We start from the raw sequence: 24330 nt of genomic DNA, 5'->3' as shown, positions 1-24330 counted from the left end.
CTTACCTAATAAAAAACGAGGTACACCTGATCTGTGTCAATTAATATGTCTGTGATTAGGAGTAGGAGGAGCAGTTTCTATTTGTTTACATCTGACGCCCTGAAATATTAATGAGTTGTTTTAACGGTTTGTAATATGAACAGGGTTCCCGGCGCGATATTGTCGATACTTTATGTCACTCATATTTTTCCTGTGGAGGAGAATCGGCAGCGGAAGCCTGTGTCTGCCAGTGCGTACAGCCATTGCCGGAAGAAGCCGTTCGGGAAGCACAGGAGCTGTTGCTTAAATGGCGGCCTTCGTCGAACCAAGGGGGCAATCGGATTGAAACAACAGATTTTGTCTGGTTGATTCATCATCGCAAAAAACGTGGAGTTTTGTTTGGCATGAGCAGCTCAGTTTCAAAATCCGTACTGGAAAAAGAGTGCTTCAACCGTTGTCATAACGGATGAAGCACCGGAGCGGCCTAAGAACCTGATTTATTCCTTTCAGGCAGTTTTGTAATATCCTGTCCTATCAGATAGCAGCAGGGCAGCAGGAATAGTATCACTGGTACTGTGAGCAGAATGCCATAGCCCAGTGTCAGGGCCATTGGTCCCATATAAACATCGGAGCCACCCAGGCCATAAGCCAGAGGAAGCAAGCCTGCCACAGTAGTAACAGAGGTCAGTAAAATGGGGCGCAGCCTTGATCCTGCTGCTTCAATGATCGAATGAATCACCAGTTCAGGGGCTGCCTGTTTATATTGCCGGTTCATTCGATCCACCATTACCAGGGCATTATTCACTACTACGCCGCAAAGTCCCAAAATACCCACAGCGGCAAAGAATGACATTGGCTGCCCATGCAGTAGTAATGCTGTTGCGGCTGAAACGACTGCAAAAGGAATGATTAAGATGACCAGCAAAGGCTGGAACAATGAGCCGAACAGCAAGGCAATAATCATCCAGATTCCCACCATGGCCATTAGCATGGCGCTGGTGAGTCCGCGCAGTGCCGAGTTGGTCATTTCAGCTTCTCCTCCGGCTTCCAGGCGGACCCCCGGGTATCGGGCAGCCAGCTGATTGAAATGGGCAATCGCCTTTTCTGAGATCTCTACTGCGTTTGGAATAGCATCACTGTCCTTCAGGCTGGTAGTGGCTTCATTACCGGATTCCACGTCATCGTCGTCGTCATTAGTACCCTCTTCAATATCACCGGCGACCAGGCTACTGCGATCACCATTCCAATGGCTCAGCTCCCGTGGTGCCATAACCGTTTCTATCCTGGCGACTCTTCTCAAAGGCACTGTTTCGCCGTTTTCAGAAGGAATATCCAGGTTGGGCAGATAGTCGGCATTACGCCATTTTGAGTCGAGCCATACCTTAATGCTCACTTCATCATCACCCACCCAGCTGGTGGACGCTTCAGCGCCTTCATAAGCCAGGTTCAGAGTGCGATTAATATCCTCAACGGACAAACCCAAACGGGCCAGCCACTGATAGTCTGGAAGAATTTTCGCCTGTGGACGACGATTGTCGTCAGATACTTCCAGCTCCACTACGCCAGACTGTTTTGCCAGCCATTGTTTTAAATCCTGAGCCATTTGTAGACGACTGGCATCATTAGAGCCAAATATCCGAAACTCAAGAGGATCGGGTGGGGGAGGGCCGCCGGCATCCACCTTGATGTCCGCATCAGTGACCCCGGGAATGCTCAGGGCTGCATCTTCCAGCATCCCTGCCACTTCATCAGCAGACTGGGAGCGAGTTTCAGCGGGAGTCAGAATAATCAGTCCGGTGGATTCAGGTGTAGTCTGGCGGATGTGATAGCGTTGCACCTCAGGGGTTTCTTTCAGTAATTTCAGCAGAGGCTGTTGGATACGAGTCACTTTGTCCAGAGAGGTGCCATCCTGAACTTCAATGCTTAACTCAAGAAGCCTTGCTGCACTGGTGGGGAAAAAGTCCAGCTTTAACTGACTCAGGCTCAGGTATAAAACACACATGCCGGCAATGAGAACCACCGGGACAACAGCGTAGCGGGCAGCAATCACTTTTCCCAGCATGTGTTGATAGCGATTTTTGATGATCAGAAACCACTGTTTTTGCTGGTTTTGCTGGCGCGACTCTGTACCTGACATGGCGTGCGCCAGGTGCGCAGGTAACAGCAAAGTCACATCAAGCATAGAGACCAGCAGGGCCATCATAATGGTGATTGGGAGGATGGCATAGGTGGCACCAAAATCACCGCCCATAAACAGCATGGGTACAAAGACCAGCAGTGTAGTCAGAAGGCTGGTAACAACAGGGCGGAAAACTTCAGAATACCCTTCAACGGCGGCTTCAACAGGCGGCAGTCCCTGGTGGTATTTCTGGTCGATACTTTCTGCTACAACAATGGAGTCATCAACAATGATACCAATCACCAGCAGGATCGCCGACATACTGATACTGTCGAGGGAATAGCCAAACAGCAGCAACATGCTCACCGTACCAAAGACACAAACCGGCAGTGAGGTGGTGATCCACGGGGCCAGGCGACGTTGAATAGTGATCAGCAAAACAGCCAGCACCAGAATGGCACCGATCAGGCCGTTGTTACGCACGACTCTGAACCGGTCACTGATTTCTTCTGACAGATTCAGTGAGGTTGAAAACTTCAGCTTACCGCCAGTGCGCTCGCTTTCATGGCGCAACAGTGCTTTCACGGCATCAACGGTTTTGAGGATGTCGCCGGACTCAGTCTTAAAGAGGGTAAACCCTATACCTTTCTCGCCATTGGCGACAAAAGCTTCAGAGGGGCGCTCAAAGCCGTCTCTTACCTCGGCAATGTCTTTCAGTCGCAAGGGGCTGCCGCCGGGAAGCATGGTAATAATGCTCTGTTCAAGCTCCGCTGCAGATTGAACCTGGGTCAGGGTCAGCAGGTTTTTTTCCGCCAGCCAGGACTCTACAATTCCGCCACTGCTGGACTGGTTTCGTCTGGCAATGGCATCCACCACGGTCTGAGGATTGATCCCGTAACTGTTCAGACGGTCAGGGTTCAGGTCTACGATAAATTCCCTGAGGAGGTATCCGGCAGTATCAACTTTACCAATACCATCCAGCGCTCTCAGTTTTTTCTCCAGTTGCCGGGCTGCTTCTCTCAGCTCTGCATAAGGCATATCGCCACTGATACTAAAAATAAAAAACTCAAAAGTCGCTGTGTTTTCTGCCTCTACTAACGGAGCATTTTTCAGGTTGGCAGGCAGATCGGTCACGCGGTCCACAGCTGCACGGATATCCTGGTTGACCAGGTCAATGTCTTCTCCATCCCGAATAAGGATTTCAATTTCCGAGAGACCGTCTACTGATATGGATTGATACCAGCTAATGCCTTTGACTGTTTTTAGCTCCTTTTCAATTCGATTGGTAATTTCCAGTTCTATCTCTTCAGCAGAAACACCGGGGTACTCTGTTATAATGACGGTTTCGCCCTGCTTGGCAGCGGGCAATTCCTGAAGGGTAATATTGAGCAGCGCAATAATGCCCATAACACACGTAATGGCCAGTACCATGCTGGCAAAAAAACGCCGCTCAACAAAAAAACGCAGGAAAGCTTTCATCGTGGCTTACTCCTGCTCAATATTTACATTGATGCGGGCATCCACAGTAAAACCTGAGCGTAACAGGCCGTCACGGTTGTTAACAATAATGTCAATAGGGTAACTGTTTTTGCTGGACTCTGGCTTAATACCTACGCGCAGAATTTCACCCGTAAATGTCTTTGAGGGCAAAGCTTCTGCGTAGATAGTTACAGATTGCCCGGGATGAATCCTGTTGATGTGGTTTTCAGTAACATAAACGACAGCTTCAAGCTTATTGAAATTTTCCAGGCGATATAATGTTTGTCCTTTTTGCACCCAGTCGCCTTTTTCGATCAGCTTTTCCGTTACCCAGTAATCAGCTACAGGCATGATGATGGTTCTTTGCAGATCGAGCTGTGCGTCCTCGAAGGCCAGTTCTTGCAGATCAACAGTGAAGGCACTGATCTGAAATTCAGCTTCAGCGTTGTCTAACTGCTCCTGTGAAAGGCTGTTTTTAGCTTTCAGTTTCCGGTATCGCTCGACCCGGGCTCGTTTGGCTTTCATGTCGGCCTTGCTCAAAGCCAGGCTGGCTTTGGCCTTTGCCAGCATTAACAGGTAATCTTCACTGTCGATCTGAACTAATGATTTACTTTCAGAGACCTGCTCACCCCGGTCATAACCGAGACTGGTAATAACACCATCAATTTCTGAAACAACGGTCAGTGAGTCGTGACTCTTTAAACTGCCCAAAAGGCTTAGTTCCTCACTGGCAGAAAGATGTAAACACTGACTTAATAGCAACAGTATTAAAGATAATCGGTACATAAGATCCTCCTTCACTTATGCAGCAAACCCTATGAATTAAGAGTTATTTGATTCCATATGGGCAGTTGCCAATGATAATAAATATTTTTTTAAAGAAACAGTTTCTAAAAATGTCATGATGGTTCATTTCATCAATGCTGCGACTACGGCGTATTGCGATGCTTTATTGACCGGGTTCAGGGCTGAATGCAGACTTGGCAAAGCCACAGGGTTTTGGTCAGGGACTTCTGACAGTAAATGGTATTTGTAGAAAATATAACTGGCGACTCAGTCTGGAAAATAATGTTAACACTCCCGGATGCACTGCCCGGGTCGAGTGGTTCTGAAGGTAGTAGGCGTATGATTGATAAGGCTGGTGTAGAATGTGATTCTACGGAGGAGTCACAATGCCAAGAACTATCGATATAACCCCTGCCCTTGATTTCCTGCCTTGCCGTACACCTGATGCCTGGGTAGAGGAAGCCATCAAGCCTGAAAATCAGGAAATATTGCTCATTGATCATCTCAATAATGAATTCAAGGCTGCTCAGTCGGCAATGAGCATGATGAGGAGATATGGCCTGAGTGGTGTTATGGGTGGAGACCATGTAGATCAAAGGGTTCAGGCAGGTGACCGCTGTAGCGGTAAAAAAAACGATAATGAGAAAAAAGCAGCGTCCACCGCGCTGAACCAAATGTTCCGGTATATTCATCATGAAGACCTGCTGCATAAAATGTCCCGGCTGGCGAGGGAAGAGTTACTGCATTTTGAGCAGGTAATGAAGTTGATGAAAAAGCGGAATATTCGTTACCGGCAGGTTTCAGCCTCACGCTACCACGGACTGATGCGTGAGCAGGTGCGTAAGCGCGAGCCGGGGCAACTGGTGGATATTCTGGTTTGTGGAGCGTTTGTTGAAGCCCGCTCCTGCGAGCGTTTTCACAAGCTGGCCTTTCATGTGGATGATGAGCTGGCAAAATTTTACCGCTCCCTGCTGCTGTCGGAGGGGCGACATTTTATGGATTACCTGACGCTGGCTGAAAGCATTGCTCAAACGGATATCTCAGACCGGATTGCGGTGTTTGCTGCTATTGACCGTAAGGCTGTTGAGTCTGGCGACCAGCAGTTTCGTTTTCACAGTGGCAGGCCTGATTAAATAAAAGGTTAAATAAATAGTTGGTTGAGTATTGTTTCATCAGTTTCTGCTATTCTGTAAACCCTAAGTCTGCGGGAGTACAGCATGAGCGCAACAGCTAAAGCATCGAACAGCGAGTCTGATCATCAACTCAATACTTTAACCGATATAGTCAGAGTGGTTGGGGAGACGCGCTCTGACGTTAAGGTTATTGATCGGAAAGTCGATCGCCTTGAGCAAAAAATAGACCAGCAAAGCTCTGGAATTTCTGAATTGAAAGCTGATGTCTCAGGATTGAAAGCTGATGTCTCAGGATTGAAAACTGATGTCTCAGGATTGAAAACTGATGTTTCTAGGCTGGAGACTGATGTTTCTGTGCTGAAGGCTGATGTTTCTGAACTAAAAGCTGATGTTTCTGAACTGAAGGCTGATGTTTCTGAGCTGAAAGCTGATAACGTAGAAATCAAAGACACCTTAAAGCTCATTCTGTCCAGACTTCCCAGCTAACGTCAACTGTCAAATACTTTTAGTTAGCCCCCACCGGCTCAGTCGTCTGTAGGGGCAGGAAATCAAAGACTGAAACGTTGCTGGTGTAAACCGCTGTCGCCAGGTAGCACCCAGCCACATTTATCCCAGTCGCCCAGTACAATGCGTTGTCCAGTGCCGGTAGATAATGTTACGGCGTGAGTATCGGGGCGATGGGTATGACCATGAATCAGGGTTTTTACCCCATATTGCTCCATGACCCTGACCACTTCATCACGGTTTACATCCATGATTTCAAGGCTTTTGCCGGACTTTGCCTTTTGGCTGTTGGCGCGAATTCTGGCAGCGAGCTTCTTGCGGTAACTCAGGGGCAGGAGCCGAAGAAAGCCTAAAACCAGGGGGTGACGAATACGCTTACGGTATTTCTGATAGTGTTCATCATCGGTACACAGCAGGTCGCCGTGCATCAGCAGGACTTTCTCACCGTTTAGTTCAATGGTGCAGGGGTCTTGTAACCACTGGGCGCGGGTTTGCTTCAGGAAGCAGCGCCCCACCGCAAAATCACGGTTGCCGGGCATAAAGAAAAGGTGATGACCTGCGTCGGTGTAGCGCCTGAGCTTATCTGCAATTTCTTGATGGAAAGGCTCCATGGCATCGTCTCCCACCCAGTACTCGAAAAAATCTCCAAGAATATAAAGGGTGTCAGCTTTCGGAGCCTGTTCATCCATAAATCGCAAAAACGCCCGGGCGATGTCCGGGCGTTCGGGTGTCAGGTGCAGGTCGGAAATGAACTGCGCCTGCATTTACACCAGTTCCGCAGACTCGATAACTACATCTTCAACCGGTACATCCTGGTGGCCTGCCCGGAAAGTAGTTTTCGCGCCCTTGATCTTGTCAACGACTTCAGTACCTTCAGTGACCTTACCAAATACGCAGTAGCCCCAGCCGTCCTGAGATTTACTGGTATGGTTCAGGAAGCCATTGTCGGCAACGTTGATGAAAAACTGGCAGGAAGCAGAATGTGGGTCCATGGTACGAGCCATGGCAATGGTGTAACGGTCGTTCTTCAGGCCGTTGTCTGCTTCGTTTTCAATGGGGTCATTGGTGGATTTCTGAACCATACCCGGCTCAAAACCACCGCCCTGAATCATGAATCCGTCAATGATACGATGGAAGATGGTGCCGTCGAAATGACGGCTTTTTACATACTCTTCGAAGTTTGCAGTCGTTTTAGGCGCTTTTTCAGCGTCCAGTTCCAGCTTGATATCGCCGAAATTGGTATGCAGTACAACCATGTGGTTACCGTCTTTTCAATTGATACTGTACCCTGAGCCCTATAAGGACTCAGGGCAGGAGAGCAAGCCATTTTAGGTGTTTCTGGCGTCAGTGTAAAAGGGGAGGGGCGATGGATGTGTTTTTCGTATTAGCCCGGGGGGATGAGTATTATCTCTATAACTGAGAATGCCCTGTAGCCTTCTCCTTTGATTTCTTCTCCACCAGGCAAGAAACTGACTGTTCTGATATATCTTGAATCCAGCCTGAAGTTATTTCTGCCGGGCCTGGCAAATTTTACGTTGGTTCCTGAAGAAAAACTCAGGTTGGCCTGATCGCTCCAGGGTAGGTTCAGTGAACCTTTCAGGATTGCTTTGTAAGAACCTCCCGGGTAGGCAGTCTTGCCGTTTGTCCCATATAGGTTCAATGACATTTTTGAGCGACGCAGCCGGATTTGATGCCGATAACCTGAATTATGCCTACGGCTTTTAGGTAGGACAACACGCAGTGCATTTTGATAGGCTTTCCACTGGATTGCCTGAAGTGCCATACCGTGTCTGCTGTAAATATCCAAATCTTCATCTTTGAGAAGAGTGAAATTGTACCTGACGTTGTCAGCACCCGCTTTCCCACTGGAGGGTTCGGAAAGCCCGCTTGTTTTAAATGGAATATAGGCTATCTGCCCGTTGCGTTTATCTTCAACTTTTATAACGCCATGAAATACCAGACCCTTCAGCGCATTTATCTTATAAGCGGCTTCCGGATCATTGAGGGTATTCAGATCTACGCAAAGCGATGAGCTTTTATTGGGGTAGGTTCTCAGGTAAGCGGCCAGGTTATATGTCAGGTAACCGGAGTTTGTAGAAGAAAGGGCCTCAAAAGATTCAGGATGTGAATTATAGGTGTCACAGTACGACTCTCCACAAACAAAAGTGTTTGTTGAGTCCGGGCAGTTTCTCTCGTAACTGACGGTCTTTTGTAGTTGTATGGCTCTTTTTTGGCGTTCTATCAGGAGTAGACGGGCAGCATAGCTTTCCGCGCTTTCAGCTATTGGAGTAGCTTCAGCCAGCGAAACTGCAGAAGCAAGAACGGCCGCAGAAAAACTGCTGAGCCGACAGCGATTCTTCATAATGGGTTCTCATGGGGGCTAGGGCGACAACAAGCAGAATAGCAGTGATTCTCACACTGACAATTTCTTCAGGCTTCTGAATTTGAGATTTCCGCAGACAATAAGCCCGGCTCGGCCCACTCATAAGCTACAGGTTATCTTGTTGAACCATCAGCGTTTATAATGGTAGTCTCGCACGTTTGAAAAAGTTTCATGAATCTGATGTCTGGTACTATGGTCTGAGCTACTCGCTCGGCAACTAGCCCGGCATCACCTCCCAAGATACTGGTTGCAATGAGCACAACAGACAAACCAAGTAACTTTCTGGAGCAGATCATTGAAAAAGATCTGGCCGAAGGTGTAGTAACTTCTATCCACACTCGCTTCCCACCAGAGCCGAATGGCTTTCTGCACGTGGGACACGCGACTTCTATCTGTTTGAACTTTGGCCTGGCCGAGAAATTCGGTGGCCAGTGTAATCTGCGCTTTGATGATACCAACCCTGAAAAGGAAGAGCAGAAGTACGTCGACAGCATCCGGGAAGATGTCAAATGGCTTGGTTATCAGTGGAGTGGCGAGGCTCGTTATGCCTCCGGCTACTTCGACAGGTTTTACGAGTGGGCTGTGCATCTGATCAGGGAAGGTAAGGCTTACGTGGATCATCAGGATGCAGAATCCATGGCCCGCAACCGTGGTGACTTCAAAACCCCGGGGGTTGAAACCGCTGACCGGAAAAGATCAGTAGAAGACAACCTGACCGAGTTTGAAAAGATGCGTGCCGGTGAATACGATGAGGGCAGTTGCAGCCTGCGCGCCAAAATCGACCTGCAACACCCGAACATGAATATGCGTGATCCGGTGCTGTACCGTATCCGCAAACAGAGCCATCACCAGACGGGTGATAAGTGGTGCATCTACCCAAGCTATGACTTTGCCCATGGTCAGGAAGATGCCATTGAGGGTATTACTCACTCCATTTGTACTCTGGAATTTCAGGACCACCGCCCGCTGTATGAATGGTTTATCGAAAACCTGCCGGTGCCGCACAAGCCGCGTCAGTATGAATTTGCCCGCACCAATCTGAACTACACCATCACCTCCAAGCGTAAGCTGAAGCGTCTGGTGGATGAGAACTTTGTTACCGGCTGGGAAGATCCCCGTATGCCGACCATTTCTGGTATGCGTCGTCGTGGTTATACGCCGGCTGCCATTCGTAAGTTCTCTGAGATGGTCGGTGTCAGTCGTACCGATGGTATTGCGGATATTTCCATGCTGGAACACGCCATTCGTGATGATTTGAATCAGAATGCTCCCCGTGGCATGGCGGTGCTGAATCCGCTGAAAGTCATCATTACTAACCTGCCGGAAGGTGAGGTGCAGGAAATGACCGCACCAATGCACCCAAGTAAGGATATGGGCGAACGCACTCTGCCGTTCACCCGTGAACTGTATATTGACCGTGCTGACTTCACTGAAGACACCACGCTGTCCCGCAAGAAGTTCAAGCGTCTGGTGAAAGGTGAGTATGTGCGCCTGCGTAGTGCTTACGTGGTCAAAAATGACAATGTGATTAAGGATGAGAATGGTGAGATTGTTGAAATTCACTGTTCTTATGTGCCAGGTACTGTGGGTGAAAATCCGCCGGAAGGTGTGAAGCCACGAGGTGTTATCCAGTGGGTGTCTGCGAGCCACGGCAAACAGGTTGAGTTGCGTCAGTATGATCGTCTGTTTAACCATCCGGCACCGGACAAGGGCGAAGAAGATTTTATTACCCATATCAACCCAAACTCTCTGGAAGTAAAGCAGGCATGGGTTGAACCGGGTCTGGCCAGCGCTAAGCCAGAACAGGGTTTCCAGTTTGAGCGTGAAGGTTATTTTGTGGCGGATCGTTACGATCACAGCGCGGAACATCCGGTGTTCAATCTGACGATTGGTCTGAAAGATACCTGGGCCAGCAAGGTCTGAGGATAGGATGCACAGTAGCCTTCAGTCTGTTTGATTACGGGCTGAAGACTCAGAAACTGCCTGAGAAAAAGGCAACAGGACATTGAAAGTGCTGCAGATTTACAACACTTTAACTCGAAAGAAAGAGCCGTTTCAGCCTATCGACGAAAACCATGTACGTATGTACGTGTGTGGTATGACGGTGTATGACTTCTGTCATATTGGTCACGCCCGTACTGTGACCGCCTTTGATGTGGTGGCGCGTTATCTGCGTGCGAAAGGTTATAACCTGACCTATGTACGCAATGTGACGGATATTGACGACAAGATCATCAGGCGCGCCACTGAGAATAATGAAACCATTGATGTGCTGACCGATCGTATGATCGCTGCCATGCGAGACGATTTTACCCGTCTTGGCAACCTGCCACCGGATCAGGAGCCGCGTGCTACTGAGCATGTGCAGGGAATGATTGAGATGATCGGCGGTCTGATCGACAAAGGTTTTGCCTACGCGCCGGGTAATGGTGATGTGTACTACCGTGTGCGCAAGTTTGAAGGCTACGGCAAGCTGTCCGGTAAAATACTGGAAGAGCTGGAGGCCGGCGCGCGCATTGATGTGGAAGAGAGTAAGGAAGACCCGATGGACTTTGTACTCTGGAAAGGTGCCAAAGAAGGCGAACCTTTCTGGGCATCTCCATGGGGCAATGGTCGACCGGGCTGGCATATTGAGTGCTCGGTGATGGGTAAGTGCTGCCTGGGTGACACCTTCGATATTCATGGCGGTGGTTCTGACCTGAAGTTCCCGCATCATGAAAATGAAATTGCTCAGTCTGAAGCGCACAATAATGCAACCTTTGTGAACACCTGGATGCATTCCGGGGCAATTCGCATCGATAACGTGAAAATGTCCAAGAGTCTGGGTAACTTCTTTACCATCCGTGAGGTGTTAGAGCAGTTTCCGGATGAGGTGGTTCGTTACTTCCTGATCTCTTCGCACTATCGCAGCCCGGTGAATTACTCTCAGGAAAGCCTGAAGGAAGCGGCTGTCCGTCTTGAGCGTCTTTACACGGCTCTGAAAGGCTTGAAGCTGGAGGGGGTTGAAGCGGCGGTTGAGTCTGAGTTCGAGCAGCGTTTCCTCGCGGCCATGGACGATGACTTTAATACCCCGGTGGCACTGGCGGTGCTGTTTGATCTGGTGCGTGAGCTGAACCGTGTTCGAGCAGAAAATGAGCAGCAGGCACTGCCTCTGGCGGCGTTGCTGGTGAAGCTGGGTGGCATTCTGGGTATTGTTCAGGGGGGGGCTGAAGCCTTCCTGAAATCCGGCAGTGATCTGGATGAAGCCTGGATTGAAGGGATGATCCAGAAGCGTGCCGATGCTAAGAAAGCCCGTGACTTTGCTGAGTGTGACCGCATTCGTGATGAGCTGGCAGCTCAGGGGATCAGTTTGCAGGATGGTCCTCAGGGAACCACCTGGCGGGTAGAGCGTTAAACTTTACGAGTTAAAACTTATGAAAAGCTGCGACCGTGTTGTACGGGCGCAGCAAATGAATATTGGGTATTACTTGCCTGATAAGTTTGATATGCCTGTGAATGGTGACCGGTTTTGATCGTCGGCTGGTGAGCGAGCCGGTAGCTCAGGGAGAGATTCTTCCCCGGGTGGAATTGTGTTTACATCGGCTTCATCCTCGCTCGTGGATGCTTCGTCTTCCTGGTCGGGTTGTACTTGCTCATTGGCTGCAGTCGGTTCACCGTCATCCGGAATTTCCGGAATGCTGGAGTCTGGGTCAGGCTCCTGTTCATCATTATTCACTGTTACCTGGGCGTCATTTTCGCGTTCAAGGGCGACCCTGTTTTCTTCCGCAAGTGTCGTATCGTCCACCAGTTCCTGTCTGACAAAGGTTAGTAAGAAAGGCTGCGAGGGAGTGTTTTCATTGCCTTCATGAGAAAGGCTTGAAAGATAAACACTTCCTTCATTGCTGGTTGCGATTCGGGCTTCTACTGGTAAAGACGTTTCAGCTATCTTCTGCCCGTCTACTCCGTATGTTCTCAGAGTCACCTTTCCTGATCCGGAGGTTCCACTTTCACTGAAGGAAAATTCGTCGAGGAACAGATCAATAATTAGATCGTCTGTTTTAATCAATCCTGTTGGAAGAAGAAGCTTGAATTGATCCTGATGACCGGTTTGCGTAAAGCGTTTTATAACCTCATCCGTTAGTTCAACGACATGGGGAGTGAGCCACCATCCATTAGTAGGCGGCTCCATGTTTGAACCATCTCGTGTGTTGAGACTTGATGTATATGGGTAAAAAGTCTGCAAGCCCTGATGTCTGTTCAGAGTGCTGGTGCTAGGGTGAAGTATGGCCCTGGCTGTATACTCTTCAGAAGAATCCGTACCGCTATTGCTTTCCGAATTGCTATCGCCTTCCGAATTGTCGCTGTCGGTCTGATGCACGAGACGGGTCGTTGTCACAAGTCTCCTAATTCCTTCATCTTGATAGTCTTTGACTTCCACTTCCCATGTTTTTTTATCCATCTCAAGCTTGTAAAAGGTTTTTTTTCCTGCCTGTGCGGCGAGTGTCAGGGACATAAAGAGGAATGTCAGTAGACACTGTGTGGATAATTTAAAGAACTGCACTGGTTAACACCTGAAAAAATTGTGTATAAAAAAAGCTTTTTTACTCAAGTGAAAAAAACTAGACCACTGGGAGGCTTATGCAAATTGTCAGCCTTCTCTAATCTCTGTGCATAGTAAAAAGTGGACTTTGCGAATGAATGTGAGAGTGGTGTAAGTCAGCTGTCGGGTAGCTTTGATAAGTTTGCGCAGCGAACGTTGTTATATTCGCTGCAGCATCATTAGTGAAATGTTCGGTGTTTGAAGTGGTTCGTTACTTCCTGATGTCTTCGCACTATCGCAGCCTGGTGAATTACTCTCAGGAAAGCCTGAAGGAAGCGGCTATCCGCCTTGAGCGTCTACCTTACGGTTAAATCATACGAAGAGTTGCGCCCGTTTTGTACGGGCGCAGCAAATGAATATTGGGTATTACTTGCCTGATAAGTTTGATATACCTGTGAATGGTGACCGGTTTTGATCGTCGGCTGGTGAGCGACCTGGTAGCTCAGGGAGATATTCTTCCCCGGGTGGAATTGTGTTTACATCGACTTCATCCCCGCTCGTGGATACTTTGTCTTCCTGGTCGGGTTGTGCTTGCTCATTGGCTGCAGTCGGCTCACCGTCATCCGGAATTTTCGGAATGCTGGAGACTGAGCCAGATTCCTCTTCATAATTATTCACTGTTACCTGGGCGTCATTTTCGCGTTCAAGGGCGGCTCTGTTTTCTTCCGCAAGTGTCGTATCGTCCACTAGTTCCTGTCTGACAAAGGTTAGTGAGAAAGGCTGTGAGGGAGTGTTTTCATTGCCTTCATGAGAAAGGCTTGAAAGATAAACACTTCCTTCATTGCTGGTTGCGATTCGGGCTTCTACTGGTAAAGACGTTTCAGCTATCTTCTGCCCGTCTACTCCGTATGTTCTCAGGATCACCTTTCCTGATCCGGAGGTTCCACTTTCACTGAAGGAAAAATAGTCGAGGAACAGATCAATAATTAGATCGTCTGTTTTAATCAATCCTGTTGGAAGAAGAAGCTCGAGTTGATTCTGATGACCGGTTTGCGTAAAGCGTTTTATAACCTCATCCGTTAGTTCAACGACTTGGATAATGGAATGCCATCTATCAGTATGCCCAGTATGCGGCTCCATGTTTGAATCATCTCGTGTGTTGAAACTTGATATATGTGCGTTAAAAATCTGCAAGCCCTGATATTTACTCAGAGCCCTGATTCTAGGGTCAAGTATGACCCTGGCTGTATACTCTTCAGAAGAATCCGTAGCGCTATTGCTTTCCGAATTGCCGCTGTCGGTCTGATGCACGAGACGGGTCGTTGTCACAAGTCTCCTAATTCCTTCATCTTGATAGTCTTTGACTTCCACTTCCCATGTTTTTTTATCCATCTCAAGCTTGTAAAAGGTTTTTTTTCCTGCCTGTGCGGCGAGTGTCAGGGACATAAAGAGGAATGTCAGTAGACACTGTGTGGCTAATTTAAAGAACTGCACTGGTTAACACCTGAAAAAATTGTGTATAAAAAAAGCTTTTTTACTCAAGTGAAAAAAACTAGACCACTGGGAGGCTTGTGTAAATTGTCAGCCTTCTCTAATCTCTGTACATAGTAAAAAGTGGACTTTGCGAATGAATGTGAGAGTGATGTAAGTCAGCTGTCGGGTAGCTTTGATAAGTTTGCGCAGCGAACGTTGTTATATTCGCTGCAGCATCATTAGTGAAATGTTCGGTGTTTGAAGTGGTTCGTTACTTCCTGATGTCTTCGCACTATCGCAGCCTGGTGAATTACTCTCAGGAAAGCCTGAAGGAAGCGGCTATCCGCCTTGAGCGTCTACCGGCGCAGCAAATGAATATTGGGTATTACTTGCCTGATAAGTTTGATATACCTGTGAATGGTGACCGGTTTTGGTCGTCGGCTGGTGAGCGACCTGGTAGCTCAGGGAGATGTTCTTCCCCGGGTGGAATTGTGTTTACATCGACTTCATCCCCGCTCGTGGATACTTTGTCTTCCTGGTCGGGTTGTGCTTGCTCATTGGCTGCAGTCGGCTCACCGTCATCCGGAATTTTCGGAATGCTGGAGTCTAAGTCAGGTTCCTGTTCATCATTATTCACTGTTACCTGGGCGTCATTTTCGCGTTCAAGGGCGACCCTGTTTTCTTCCGCAAGTGTCGTATCGTCCACCAGTTCCTGTCTGACAAAGGTTAGTGAGAAAGGCTGTGAGGGAGTGTTTTCATTGCCTTCATGAGAAAGGCTTGAAAGATAAACACTTCCTTCATTGCTGGTTGCGATTCGGGCTTCTACTGGTAAAGACGTTTCAGCTATCTTCTGCCCGTCTACTCCGTATGTTCTCAGGATCACCTTTCCTGATCCGGAGGTTCCACTTTCACTGAAGGAAAAATAGTCGAGGAACAGATCAATAATTAGATCGTCTGTTTTAATCAATCCTGTTGGAAGAAGAAGCCTGAGTTGATCCTGATGACCGGTTTGCGTAAAGTGTTTTATAACCTCATCCGTTAGTTCAACGACATGGACAATGTACCACGATCTATCAGTATGCCCAGTATACGGCTCCATGTTTGAATCATCTCGTGTGTCGAGACTTGATATATGTGCGTTAAAAGTCTGCAAGCCCCGATGTCTATTCAGAGCGCTGGTGCTAGGGTGAAGTCTGACCCTGGCTGTATACTCTTCAGAAGAATCTGTAGTGCTATTGCTTTCTGAAGTGCTATCGCCTTCCGAATCGCCGCTGTCGGTCTGATGCATGAGACGGGTCGTTGTCACAAGTCTCCTAATTTCTCCAACTTGATAGTCTTTGACTTCCACTTCCCATGTTTTTTTATCCATCTCAAGCTTGTAAAAGGTTTTTTTTCCTGCCTGTGCGGCGAGTGTCAGGGACATAAAGAGGAATGTCAGTAGACACTGTGTGGCTAATTTAAAGAACTGCACTGGTTAACACCTGAAAAAATTGTGTATAAAAAAAGCTTTTTTACTCAAGTGAAAAAAACTAGACCACTGGGAGGCTTGTGCAAATTGTCAGCCTTCTCTAATCTCTGTGCATAGTAAAAAGTGGACTTTGCGAATGAATGTGAGAGTGGTGTAAGTCAGCTGTCGGGTAGCTTTGATAAGGTTGCGCAGCGAACGTTGTTATATTCGCTGCAGCACCATTAATGAAATGGTCGGTGTTGTCTGTCAGTTAGTCGTGCAGGTGCTCAGCAGCGTACAGTGTATTCTCCAGTAGTGTGGCAACGGTCATTGGTCCCACGCCGCCGGGAACCGGTGTAATCCAGCCTGCCCGCTGGCTGGCGGTATCGAACTCTATGTCACCTACCAGTCGTCCGTCGTCCATACGGTTAATGCCGATATCAATAACAATGGCGCCCGGTTTTATCCATTCACCCTTGATTAGCCCCGGCTTGCCAACGCCCACAACGAGAATATCTGCCCTTGCAACCACTTCATCCAGGTTTTGGGTGAAGCGGTGGGCGGTGGTGGTGGTGCATCCAGCCAGCAGCAGTTCCATGGTCATCGGGCGGCCAACGATATTGGAGGCGCCCACAATGACCGCATTCTTGCCGCGGATGGGTTCGCCTGTACTTTCCAGTAGTGTCATAACACCTTTGGGGGTACAGGGACGGAGCAGTGGGATGCGTTGTACCAGTCGGCCAATGTTATAAGGATGAAAACCGTCCACGTCTTTGTCTGGGCGGATGCGTTCAATAACAAGGTCGGTGTTGATGTGCTCGGGCAGGGGCAGTTGGACAAGGATGCCGTCGATGGTCGGGTCATCGTTGAGGCTGTCGATCAGGCTGAGCAGTGTGCTCTCTGAAGTCGCGGCGGGCAGGTCATGGGAAACGGAAAGGAAGCCTACGCGCTCACAATCTTTCCGTTTTTTGCCAACATACACTTTAGAGGCTGGGTCATCCCCTATCAGGATAACAGCCAGACCAGGGGCTCGCAGGCCTTGCCCTGTTCTGACCCTGACCTGTTCAGCAATATTGTCGGTCAGGGATTTGGCAATGGTTTTACCATCAATCGTTGTCGCGGTCATGTTCGTTATGTTTACCGGGTTTGGACTTATCAGCAGATAAGCGGATTATTTTAACAGTGCCAGTCGATGATAGGCATAGCTGTCCACAGAATAATCGTGGTTGTTTACAGCTAAACGACTGTGTTAGATTAGCGCCGTCTTCGCAGGCGTTCCTGCTCTATGAATGTTTAACTTCAGCTTATTAAGATGTTCTTGTTAGTCGGCAGCTATTAAATATTCTGTAAGCAGTGTCTGAGAAAAGGGCATTGACGACAAGAGCTGATCTGGGTAATATGCGCCGCATCACTGATGCAGCGATGACTTGTTCGTTAGAACGGTCAGTTGTTAAGCAGTTGAAGATGCTCTTAATGGAGTGTTTCGGGGTATAGCGCAGTCTGGTAGCGCGCCTGCTTTGGGAGCAGGATGTCGGGAGTTCGAATCTCTCTACCCCGACCAGATATTTCTTTTGAATGCTGGAAATGGGTATTGATTAAATCCTCTGCTTCGGTATTGTGAAGAGTAATTAGTGCGCCCGTAGCTCAGTTGGATAGAGCATCCGCCTTCTAAGCGGATGGTCGCAGGTTCGAATCCTGCCGGGTGCGCCATCTTTCCTTTCGATTGGGGATGATGGCAGGATCTGTGGTGGGCATAGCTCAGTTGGTAGAGCTCTGGATTGTGATTCCAGCGGTCGTGGGTTCGAGCCCCATTGTCCACCCCAATTTTTGATCATAGAAATGATCTGTGATGACAATCAGATGTATATGTCTATCAGTATGCATCTGTACGAAGTTATATAGCGGCGCAATAAGTGCTCTATGCGGATGTGGTGGAATTGGTAGACACGCTGGTTTTAGGTACCAGTGCCGCAAGGCGTGAGAGTTCGAGTCTCTCCATCCGCACCAGTTGCTATACGGGGATAAGCTTGCTTATCCCCTTTTGCGTTTGTGTCTGGTAACTCTTCAGGCTTCAGGCTCAGATTCTGAAACAGACGGATAAGCTCTCATTGAGAGTTGTTCATTATGCTTTTCCGAGTACTCCTCCATTAATTTGCGACATTCTGTCATGTGGCGTCGGGTCGCTACATCAATAGGTGAATATCCGTCGATAAGAGCTGTGGAACCAGCGACCCTGATGGCAGCGCTGAGCTCCGGGTTAGCGCCATTCTCCAGGAGTAACTTAACGACATCAAGACGACCCCTTCGGGCAGCGCCGTAAAGTGGTGTCGCACGATGGCGATTGTACTCGTGCGAGGCTCCCATGCGTAGAACAGCCAGCGCTGATTTTTCTTATTGCCAACATAGGATCATTGTTCATCCATCTGGCAGATTAGCACCAGCTTTTCATTGTCGAAAGGGAGGGATAGACCATCTGTGGTGTCACAGTGAACACGTACGACTTTAATGACTGCCATAAGAATAAATGGGCAGAATGCCAGTGAAGTACGGTTATCCGGTATACGAAATCAATGCATCTGATTCATGACCAATGGTTTCAGGCTCTTTGGTTGTCTCACAAAGTGTATTGGCTTTTGGGTAGGGTGATGTTGTTGTTTGGCCAAGGGGGTTCATGGTATCCAAATTCCTTTTTATATTACGATTCATCGACGAGTCATTTGACTGAAGAACGTTATGAGAGCTCCAAAGTGACGCCAGCCCCCGGGCCCGAAGATATAGCGATGGGCAGAAGTCGGTATAGGTCATCATGGGTGGGCTGGCAGTGGTACCATTCAGGTGGCAGCGAAATAGGCTCATTTATGCCCTGAGCATCTACGTGTTGCGATTGAAGCTTTAGATAGTTAGAATGCACGACAGATTTTGATCCATGTGTGCGCCACAAGCCCGATTTCATATTGTTGTGGCAGTTGCTTACAGGATAGTTGTGTTAGCGGGTAGTAAAAGGTCTGCTAAATCAAGTGCCTGCATTCGGTGTGAATGTGCGTTTGATTTAGGTGCCGGTGCCGCAAGGCGTGAGAGTTCGAGCCTCTCCATCCGCACCAGTTGACTATACGGGGATAAGCTTGCTTATCCCCTTTTTTGTATCGGAGAAATGCCTGGTTACCAGACGGGTAGCATGACTGCCACTAGTCCGTTGTTTCGCTTTTGAAAGGCCTCAGAAGGGAAATGGCGTGAGAGTGTTGAAAGAAAGATTGATTGATGCCGGTGTGTGTACTTCTTTTGTGCGTAGCTGGTGCATCGGTTACGGTCTTTTGCTAGTCTATGCCGCTTTATCGCAAGTCCGGTAATCAGGTTCAGTATTGAGGAACACAAATGCAAGTCTCCCTTGAAACGACTTCCGGTCTGGAACGTCGCCTGACCATCGTCATTCCAGCTGAGAAAGTAGACGGTGAAGTCGCCAAGCGTCTTAATGATATGTCCCGCCGTGTGCGTCTGGATGGTTTCCGTCCGGGTAAAGTGCCTGCCAAGGTAATGAAACGCCGTTACGGTCTGGGAGCTCGTCAGGAAGTGCTGGGCGAACAGATGCAGCAGGCATTTGTTGACGCTGTGACTCAGGAAAAACTGAATCCGGCTGGTGCTCCAACTGTTGAACCAAAGGCTGATGAAGAAGGCAAGGATTTCGAATTCGTTGCGACTTTTGAAATCTACCCTGAAATCACTCTGGGCGATTTTGCCACCATCGAGGTTGAGCGTCCGGTTGCTGATGTTAAAGACGCTGATATCGACGAAATGGTTGAAACCCTGCGTAACCAGAGCAAGTCTTTTGAAGACGTTGGGCGTGCTGCAGAAAACGGTGACCAGATCGTATTCGATTATGTTGGAACCTTTGCTTCAGGAGAGCGTGCTGGTGAAGAGTTTGAAGGCGGCAAAGCTGAAAACTCTACTCTGGAACTGGGTTCCGGCCGCATGATTCCTGGCTTTGAAGATGGTCTGGCAGGTGTTTCTGCCGGTGAAGAAAAGACTCTGGAACTGACTTTTCCTGAAGACTACCACTCTGAAGAGCTGAAAGGTCAGGCTGTTGCCTTCGCCTGCAAGGTACACAAAGTACAGGCTGCTACTATGCCTGAACTGAACGACGAATTCTTCGCCCGTTTCGGCGTGACTGAAGGTAGTGAAGAAGCGTTCCGCGCTGAAGTTCGCAAGAACATGGAGCGCGAACTGCGCCAGGCTGTTAAAGGCAAGGTGAAGAACCAGGTAATGGATGGTCTGCTGTCTACTAACGAGATCGACGTACCTTCTCCTCTGGTGGCTCAGGAAATCGACCGTATGCGCGAGCAGGCGGTTCAGCAGTTTGGTGGCGCTCAGGGTGGTTTTGATCCTAAGCAACTGCCAGCTGAACTGTTTGAGGCAGACGCGAAGAAACGTGTTGCTCTGGGTCTGATCGTCGGTGAAGTGGTTAAGCAGCGTGAAGTTAAGGTTGACGACGACCGCGTTCGCGCCATGATCGAAGAGATGGCTTCCGCTTACCAGGAGCCTCAGCAGGTCATCGACTGGTACTACAGCAATGAACAGCAGCTGTCACAGGTTAAGTACGTAGTACTGGAAGAGCAGGTGGTTGACACCATCCTGGCCAGCGCCAAAGTATCCGAAGCTGAAGTCAGCTACCAGGACGCTATCAAGCCAGCGGCTCCCGAAGCGGCACCAGAGGCGGCTGAAGAGCAGGAAACTGCTGAAGAAGCCTGATCTTCAGGCTGAGATTTAGGTAACGCCCTGCGGTGGTCTGCAAAAAGCTTTTGAAACAGACCACCGGTTTGAGGCATCCTTAAATCAATACGGCGCTGTCCGGAGAGCAAACATGGAATTTTCAGTTCTGTTTTCTAAGGTTGTTACGGCGATTGCCGTTTAAACTATGACAGCGTTACGCGACCCGCAGCGCGGGTCGCTTCTCTTCGACTTGGCAAGGAGTTACGACAGGAAATGTCCAGACTGATTGAACCATCCTCCATGGCCATTACCAATTCTGGCCTGGTACCGATCGTTGTTGAGCAATCTGCCCGTGGCGAACGTTCATACGACATCTATTCACGTCTGCTCAAGGAACGGGTAATCTTCCTGGTAGGTCAGGTTGAAGACCACATGGCAAACCTGATTGTTGCCCAGATGCTGTTCCTTGAATCGGAAAACCCGGATAAGGACATCCATCTGTATATCAACTCGCCGGGCGGTTCGGTGACTGCGGGTATGTCCATTTATGACACCATGCAGTTCATCAAGTGTGATGTCTCAACCATGTGCATTGGCCAGGCCTGCAGCATGGGTTCCCTGCTACTGACAGCGGGTGCCGAAGGCAAGCGTTTTGCATTGCCACACTCCCGTGTCATGATTCACCAGCCACTGGGTGGTTTCCAGGGACAGGCGTCTGATATCGCTATTCATGCCCAGGAAATGATGACCATCAAGTCCCGGCTGAATCAGGTGCTGTCTCACCATACGGGGCAGCCTCTGGAAGTGATTGAACGGGATACCGACCGTGATAATTTCATGAGTGGTGAGGAAGCGGTTGAGTATGGCTTGATTGATAAAGTTCTGTCCAACCGGACTGCGGCTGAGTAAGTCGCGCTCTCTTGGTTGGTACTTTGTCCAGGCAACATAAAATCAGGCAGGCGTGTTACCTCAGGTGGCATGCCTGTTTTACGTTTAGACAGTCATGAACCATGAACAGCCATGAACCATGAACAGTCATGAACCATGAACAGCCATGAACCATGAACAGTCATGAACCAAAAACAGCCATGAACTAACAGACCGTACGCCTGTTTTCCGGGCGCTGGTCACCTAATAACAGTGGAAGCTGTTTTTTACAGTCTTTTTCATGCGGGGACTTGAAAAAGCACCATAATGCCTGCATCTTGTTCCTATTAGGTGCTGTTTCTACATCAGGGTAATCGAATGACCGACGAAACAAGCGGTAAGGGAGAGGACAACGGCAAACTGCTGTATTGCTCTTTCTGCGGAAAAAGCCAGCATGAAGTGCGCAAGCTGATTGCCGGTCCATCCGTATTTATCTGTGACGAGTGCGTTGACCTGTGCAACGACATTATTCAGGAAGAGATTCAGGACAGTGATACCGAAACCTCTTCTGACAAGCTGCCGACACCTCGTGAGATCAAGGCGATTCTCGACGAGTATGTTATCGGTCAACCGCGGGCCAAGAAGGTACTGTCGGTAGCTGTATACAACCATTACAAGCGTCTGCGCTTTGGTGATGATAAAGCCTCGGAAGGCAAAGACAAGGACAAAAACAAGAATAGCGTAGAGCTTGGCAAGAGTAACATTATGCTGCTGGGGCCAACCGGTAGTGGTAAAACATTGCTGGCAGAAACGCTGGCTCGCCTGCTCAACGTCCCGTTCACCATGGCTGATGCGACGACACTGACCGAAGCGGGTTATGTGGGTGAAGACGTTGAAAATATTATCCAGAAGTTGCTGCAGAAATGTGATTACGATGTAGAAAAAGCCCAGATGGGCATTGTCTACATTGACGAGATTGACAAGATTTCCAGAAAGTCTGACAACCCGTCCATCACCCGTGATGTGTCTGGTGAGGGCGTACAGCAGGCCTTGCTGAAACTGATTGAAGGCACGGTTGCCTCTGTACCGCCACAGGGTGGCCGCAAGCATCCGCAACAGGAATTCCTGCAGGTTGACACCTCAAATATCCTGTTCATCTGTGGTGGTGCCTTCGCTGGTCTCGACAAGGTCATTCGTGATCGTACCGATAAGACCAGCATTGGCTTCTCAGCAGAAGTGAAGAGCAAGGACGACAAGAAAGACCTGGGTGAAACCTTTAAAGAGGTTGAACCGGAAGATCTGGTGAAGTTTGGTCTGATTCCGGAATTTATTGGTCGTCTGCCTGTGATTGCGACGCTGGAAGAACTGGACGAAGATGCTTTGGTGCAGATTCTGACCGAGCCGAAAAACGCCCTGACCAAGCAGTACCGCAAACTGTTTGAAATGGAGAGCGTGGAAGTTGACTTCCGCGATGATGCTCTGCGGGCCGTGGCTAAGAGAGCGATGGAGCGCAAGACCGGTGCTCGTGGCCTTCGTTCTATTCTGGAAGGCGTGCTACTGGATACCATGTACGACATTCCTTCCGAGGATACTGTCTCCAAGGTGGTTATCGATGCATCTGTGATCGAGGGTAAATCAGAACCTCTGCTGATTTATGAGAACACAGAAGCCAAAGCGCTGCCAGATAACGGCTGATGCCGGACTGACTGCGCTTATATAAGCTGAACACACATTTTCTCTTTGAGTGAATGTGTGATCAGCTTAATTCATATTGCAGCTTTAAAGCGCCTGATGCCTCTGTTAGAAGGCTATTTTTTAAGAGGGTATCGGGTTGGTATTCTCACCGCTCTCACTGCTGTCGCTTTTCAACCGATCAACGACGAACAGCAGTTTATGGAAATTCGCACCTGGCTCCTGATCCGATTGTTTGATCACTAACCGCTTGCAACTCTCAAGTTCCTCAAGCTCTTTTAATTCCAGCTTGCCGTGCTTAAGACAACCATTGATTTCGTGGTATCTGCAAGGCTGGTCACTTTCATAATCATCGCAAGCGACGATGTCTGCCACTTTTATGCATGGGTCAGTTGTCGCCCAATCCATAGGTTCAGCACCCATATTGTCAAAAAACGCTTCTGTGTTCTGGAAATCAGGATCCGGTGGAAGTTTCAGAAGTTTGATAAAAGTCTCTCCGTCTCTTTTCTTCAGTACTGTGCAGGATGAGTCATAGAAAGCTCTGATGCCCCATGTTTTTACCTCACTTCCGTCATGTATGGTGAGGGTAGCCGAGGGATAGTTGTAACCAACCACCACCACCGCGTGCTCGAACCACTGCCCTCTGTGCTCAGGTTCGCTGGAAGGCCTGTAGTCATCACAATCGACCTGTATAAAGAGAATGACCGGTTTTCCTTCGTAAATTGCGCGATGAATACAAGACTCCATCTGTACCATGCTATCAAAATGAAAGGGTTCAGCTTCAAGGCCAAGTTTTCGGGCAATTGCTTTCAGTCGCTCGGGTGAAGTAACTTCCCCCTGGCTTGACCCGCATTCTTTGGCAATACGCCTGACACTAAGTTCGACGTTGGGCGCTTTGTTTTTATACAGCGGATAACACTCGCCAGGTCGTAGCAGCTGCATACAGGTTCTTAGTGCTGCCAGTTTGCAAATCGGACCTTTTTGTATGGTGTCTATGTGGCTGTGATTGAGTTTTGCCGTTAGAGGGGAGTTGTAATTGACAGGCAAAGACATGAAAACTCCTTTTGTAAGCAAATGTATTCCTTTGGTTAATGAAAAGCCAGAATCAGTCAATTGGTTTTTGATAATGGCGATACTCTTGCGGGCAAAAGCATTGACTCTGGTAAACCCTGATAGTTCCCGGGCGCAGCTTCTCTTTCTGTGACACACTCCCTCCACTAAATCGGCAAGCCGATTCTGGTGGGG

The 24330-nt window shown here is 48.8% G+C and carries 20 protein-coding genes, 4 tRNA genes and 1 pseudogene; 12 read left to right on the top strand and 13 right to left on the bottom strand.

The genetic code is table 11. From position 1 onward, the window contains the following. Window positions 1-463: 463 nt before the first annotated feature. Together NX720_RS25320 and NX720_RS25315 are read right to left on the bottom strand one after the other, a co-directional pair. Window positions 464-3577 carry an efflux RND transporter permease subunit gene (locus NX720_RS25320; protein ID WP_262598381.1) on the bottom strand — a complete coding sequence of 1038 codons (3114 nt, stop codon included), beginning with the start codon at window positions 3575-3577 and terminating at the stop codon, window positions 464-466. A 6-nt stretch (window positions 3578-3583) separates the two neighbouring features. After that, window positions 3584-4363 carry an efflux RND transporter periplasmic adaptor subunit gene (locus NX720_RS25315; protein ID WP_262598379.1) on the bottom strand — a complete coding sequence of 260 codons (780 nt, stop codon included), beginning with the start codon at window positions 4361-4363 and terminating at the stop codon, window positions 3584-3586. A 386-nt stretch (window positions 4364-4749) separates the two neighbouring features. Here NX720_RS25315 and miaE point away from each other — a divergent pair, with 386 nt between their 5' ends. Both miaE and NX720_RS25305 read left to right on the top strand, forming a co-directional pair. Beyond that, window positions 4750-5496, top strand: coding sequence for a tRNA-(ms[2]io[6]A)-hydroxylase (gene miaE / locus NX720_RS25310; RefSeq protein WP_262598378.1), 747 nt, complete (start codon window positions 4750-4752; stop codon window positions 5494-5496). 84 nt (window positions 5497-5580) lie between these two features. Continuing rightward, window positions 5581-5982, top strand: a complete 402-nt coding sequence (locus tag NX720_RS25305) for a hypothetical protein (RefSeq protein ID WP_262598377.1) — start codon at window positions 5581-5583, stop codon at window positions 5980-5982. A gap of 62 nt (window positions 5983-6044) precedes the next feature. Here the strand turns inward: NX720_RS25305 and NX720_RS25300 are convergent, their stop codons facing one another. From NX720_RS25300 to NX720_RS25290, 3 genes are all read right to left on the bottom strand, one after another. Beyond that, window positions 6045-6764 (bottom strand): UDP-2,3-diacylglucosamine diphosphatase, encoded by a 720-nt coding sequence (locus NX720_RS25300; RefSeq protein ID WP_262598376.1) that lies wholly within the window; start codon window positions 6762-6764, stop codon window positions 6045-6047. After that, window positions 6765-7256, bottom strand: coding sequence for a peptidylprolyl isomerase (locus NX720_RS25295; RefSeq protein ID WP_262598375.1), 492 nt, complete (start codon window positions 7254-7256; stop codon window positions 6765-6767). It lies immediately after the preceding gene. A 128-nt stretch (window positions 7257-7384) separates the two neighbouring features. After that, window positions 7385-8362, bottom strand: a complete 978-nt coding sequence (locus tag NX720_RS25290) for a hypothetical protein (protein WP_262598374.1) — start codon at window positions 8360-8362, stop codon at window positions 7385-7387. Between the two features lie 273 nt (window positions 8363-8635). Between NX720_RS25290 and NX720_RS25285 the strand changes: the two genes are divergently transcribed. Both NX720_RS25285 and cysS read left to right on the top strand, forming a co-directional pair. Further along, window positions 8636-10306 carry a glutamine--tRNA ligase/YqeY domain fusion protein gene (locus NX720_RS25285; protein ID WP_262598373.1) on the top strand — a complete coding sequence of 557 codons (1671 nt, stop codon included), beginning with the start codon at window positions 8636-8638 and terminating at the stop codon, window positions 10304-10306. A 91-nt stretch (window positions 10307-10397) separates the two neighbouring features. Further along, complete coding sequence (gene cysS, locus NX720_RS25280; RefSeq protein WP_262601663.1) at window positions 10398-11777, top strand: cysteine--tRNA ligase; 1380 nt, start codon at window positions 10398-10400, stop codon at window positions 11775-11777. 69 nt (window positions 11778-11846) lie between these two features. On the opposite strand, the gene NX720_RS25275 is transcribed toward cysS, so the two are convergent. After that, entirely contained in the window at window positions 11847-12875 is a 1029-nt protein-coding gene (locus NX720_RS25275; protein ID WP_262598372.1) for a hypothetical protein, read from the bottom strand. Window positions 12876-13144: 269 nt separating this feature from the next. Between NX720_RS25275 and NX720_RS25270 the strand changes: the two genes are divergently transcribed. Further along, window positions 13145-13273, top strand: coding sequence for a hypothetical protein (locus NX720_RS25270; protein WP_262598371.1), 129 nt, complete (start codon window positions 13145-13147; stop codon window positions 13271-13273). A gap of 55 nt (window positions 13274-13328) precedes the next feature. On the opposite strand, the gene NX720_RS25265 is transcribed toward NX720_RS25270, so the two are convergent. From NX720_RS25265 to folD, 3 genes are all read right to left on the bottom strand, one after another. Next, entirely contained in the window at window positions 13329-14348 is a 1020-nt protein-coding gene (locus NX720_RS25265; RefSeq protein ID WP_262598369.1) for a hypothetical protein, read from the bottom strand. Window positions 14349-14760: 412 nt separating this feature from the next. Then, complete coding sequence (locus NX720_RS25260; RefSeq protein ID WP_262598368.1) at window positions 14761-15798, bottom strand: hypothetical protein; 1038 nt, start codon at window positions 15796-15798, stop codon at window positions 14761-14763. A gap of 295 nt (window positions 15799-16093) precedes the next feature. Beyond that, window positions 16094-16948, bottom strand: a complete 855-nt coding sequence (folD, locus tag NX720_RS25255; RefSeq protein ID WP_262598367.1) for a bifunctional methylenetetrahydrofolate dehydrogenase/methenyltetrahydrofolate cyclohydrolase FolD — start codon at window positions 16946-16948, stop codon at window positions 16094-16096. 358 nt (window positions 16949-17306) lie between these two features. Here folD and NX720_RS25250 point away from each other — a divergent pair. From NX720_RS25250 to NX720_RS25235, 4 genes are all read left to right on the top strand, one after another. Beyond that, window positions 17307-17383 (top strand) — tRNA-Pro (locus NX720_RS25250). Window positions 17384-17455: 72 nt separating this feature from the next. Continuing rightward, window positions 17456-17532, top strand: a tRNA-Arg gene (locus tag NX720_RS25245). Between the two features lie 37 nt (window positions 17533-17569). Beyond that, window positions 17570-17645, top strand: a tRNA-His gene (locus NX720_RS25240). A gap of 99 nt (window positions 17646-17744) precedes the next feature. Continuing rightward, window positions 17745-17829 (top strand) — tRNA-Leu (locus NX720_RS25235). A gap of 57 nt (window positions 17830-17886) precedes the next feature. On the opposite strand, the gene NX720_RS25230 is transcribed toward NX720_RS25235, so the two are convergent. The 3 genes and pseudogenes from NX720_RS25230 to NX720_RS25220 all read right to left on the bottom strand — a co-directional run bounded on the left by NX720_RS25230 (window position 17887) and on the right by NX720_RS25220 (window position 18678). After that, complete coding sequence (locus tag NX720_RS25230; RefSeq protein WP_262598366.1) at window positions 17887-18186, bottom strand: hypothetical protein; 300 nt, start codon at window positions 18184-18186, stop codon at window positions 17887-17889. Beyond that, window positions 18174-18260 (bottom strand): annotated as a pseudogene (locus NX720_RS25225) (IS1 family transposase); the annotation flags it as partial. The pseudogene NX720_RS25225 and the gene NX720_RS25230, both read right to left, overlap by 13 nt. Before the next feature lie 112 nt (window positions 18261-18372). Next, window positions 18373-18678: a hypothetical protein gene (locus NX720_RS25220; protein WP_262598365.1), complete on the bottom strand. Its 306-nt coding sequence runs from the start codon at window positions 18676-18678 to the stop codon at window positions 18373-18375. 516 nt (window positions 18679-19194) lie between these two features. Between NX720_RS25220 and tig the strand changes: the two genes are divergently transcribed. The 3 genes from tig to clpX all read left to right on the top strand — a co-directional run bounded on the left by tig (window position 19195) and on the right by clpX (window position 23088). Beyond that, window positions 19195-20565 (top strand): trigger factor, encoded by a 1371-nt coding sequence (tig, locus tag NX720_RS25215; protein WP_262598364.1) that lies wholly within the window; start codon window positions 19195-19197, stop codon window positions 20563-20565. Between the two features lie 234 nt (window positions 20566-20799). Further along, complete coding sequence (gene clpP, locus NX720_RS25210) at window positions 20800-21435, top strand: ATP-dependent Clp endopeptidase proteolytic subunit ClpP (protein WP_262598363.1); 636 nt, start codon at window positions 20800-20802, stop codon at window positions 21433-21435. A gap of 336 nt (window positions 21436-21771) precedes the next feature. After that, window positions 21772-23088, top strand: a complete 1317-nt coding sequence (gene clpX, locus NX720_RS25205; protein WP_262598362.1) for an ATP-dependent protease ATP-binding subunit ClpX — start codon at window positions 21772-21774, stop codon at window positions 23086-23088. A 120-nt stretch (window positions 23089-23208) separates the two neighbouring features. On the opposite strand, the gene NX720_RS25200 is transcribed toward clpX, so the two are convergent. Further along, window positions 23209-24027, bottom strand: a complete 819-nt coding sequence (locus NX720_RS25200; protein ID WP_262598361.1) for a C39 family peptidase — start codon at window positions 24025-24027, stop codon at window positions 23209-23211. Window positions 24028-24330: the final 303 nt, after the last annotated feature.

It is taken from the genome of Endozoicomonas euniceicola (genome assembly GCF_025562755.1).
In the GTDB taxonomy this organism is placed as follows: Bacteria; Pseudomonadota; Gammaproteobacteria; order Pseudomonadales; family Endozoicomonadaceae; genus Endozoicomonas_A; species Endozoicomonas_A euniceicola.
The sequence above is the reverse complement of the archived record's forward strand: the minus strand, read 5'-3'. Positions and strand labels throughout refer to the sequence as shown.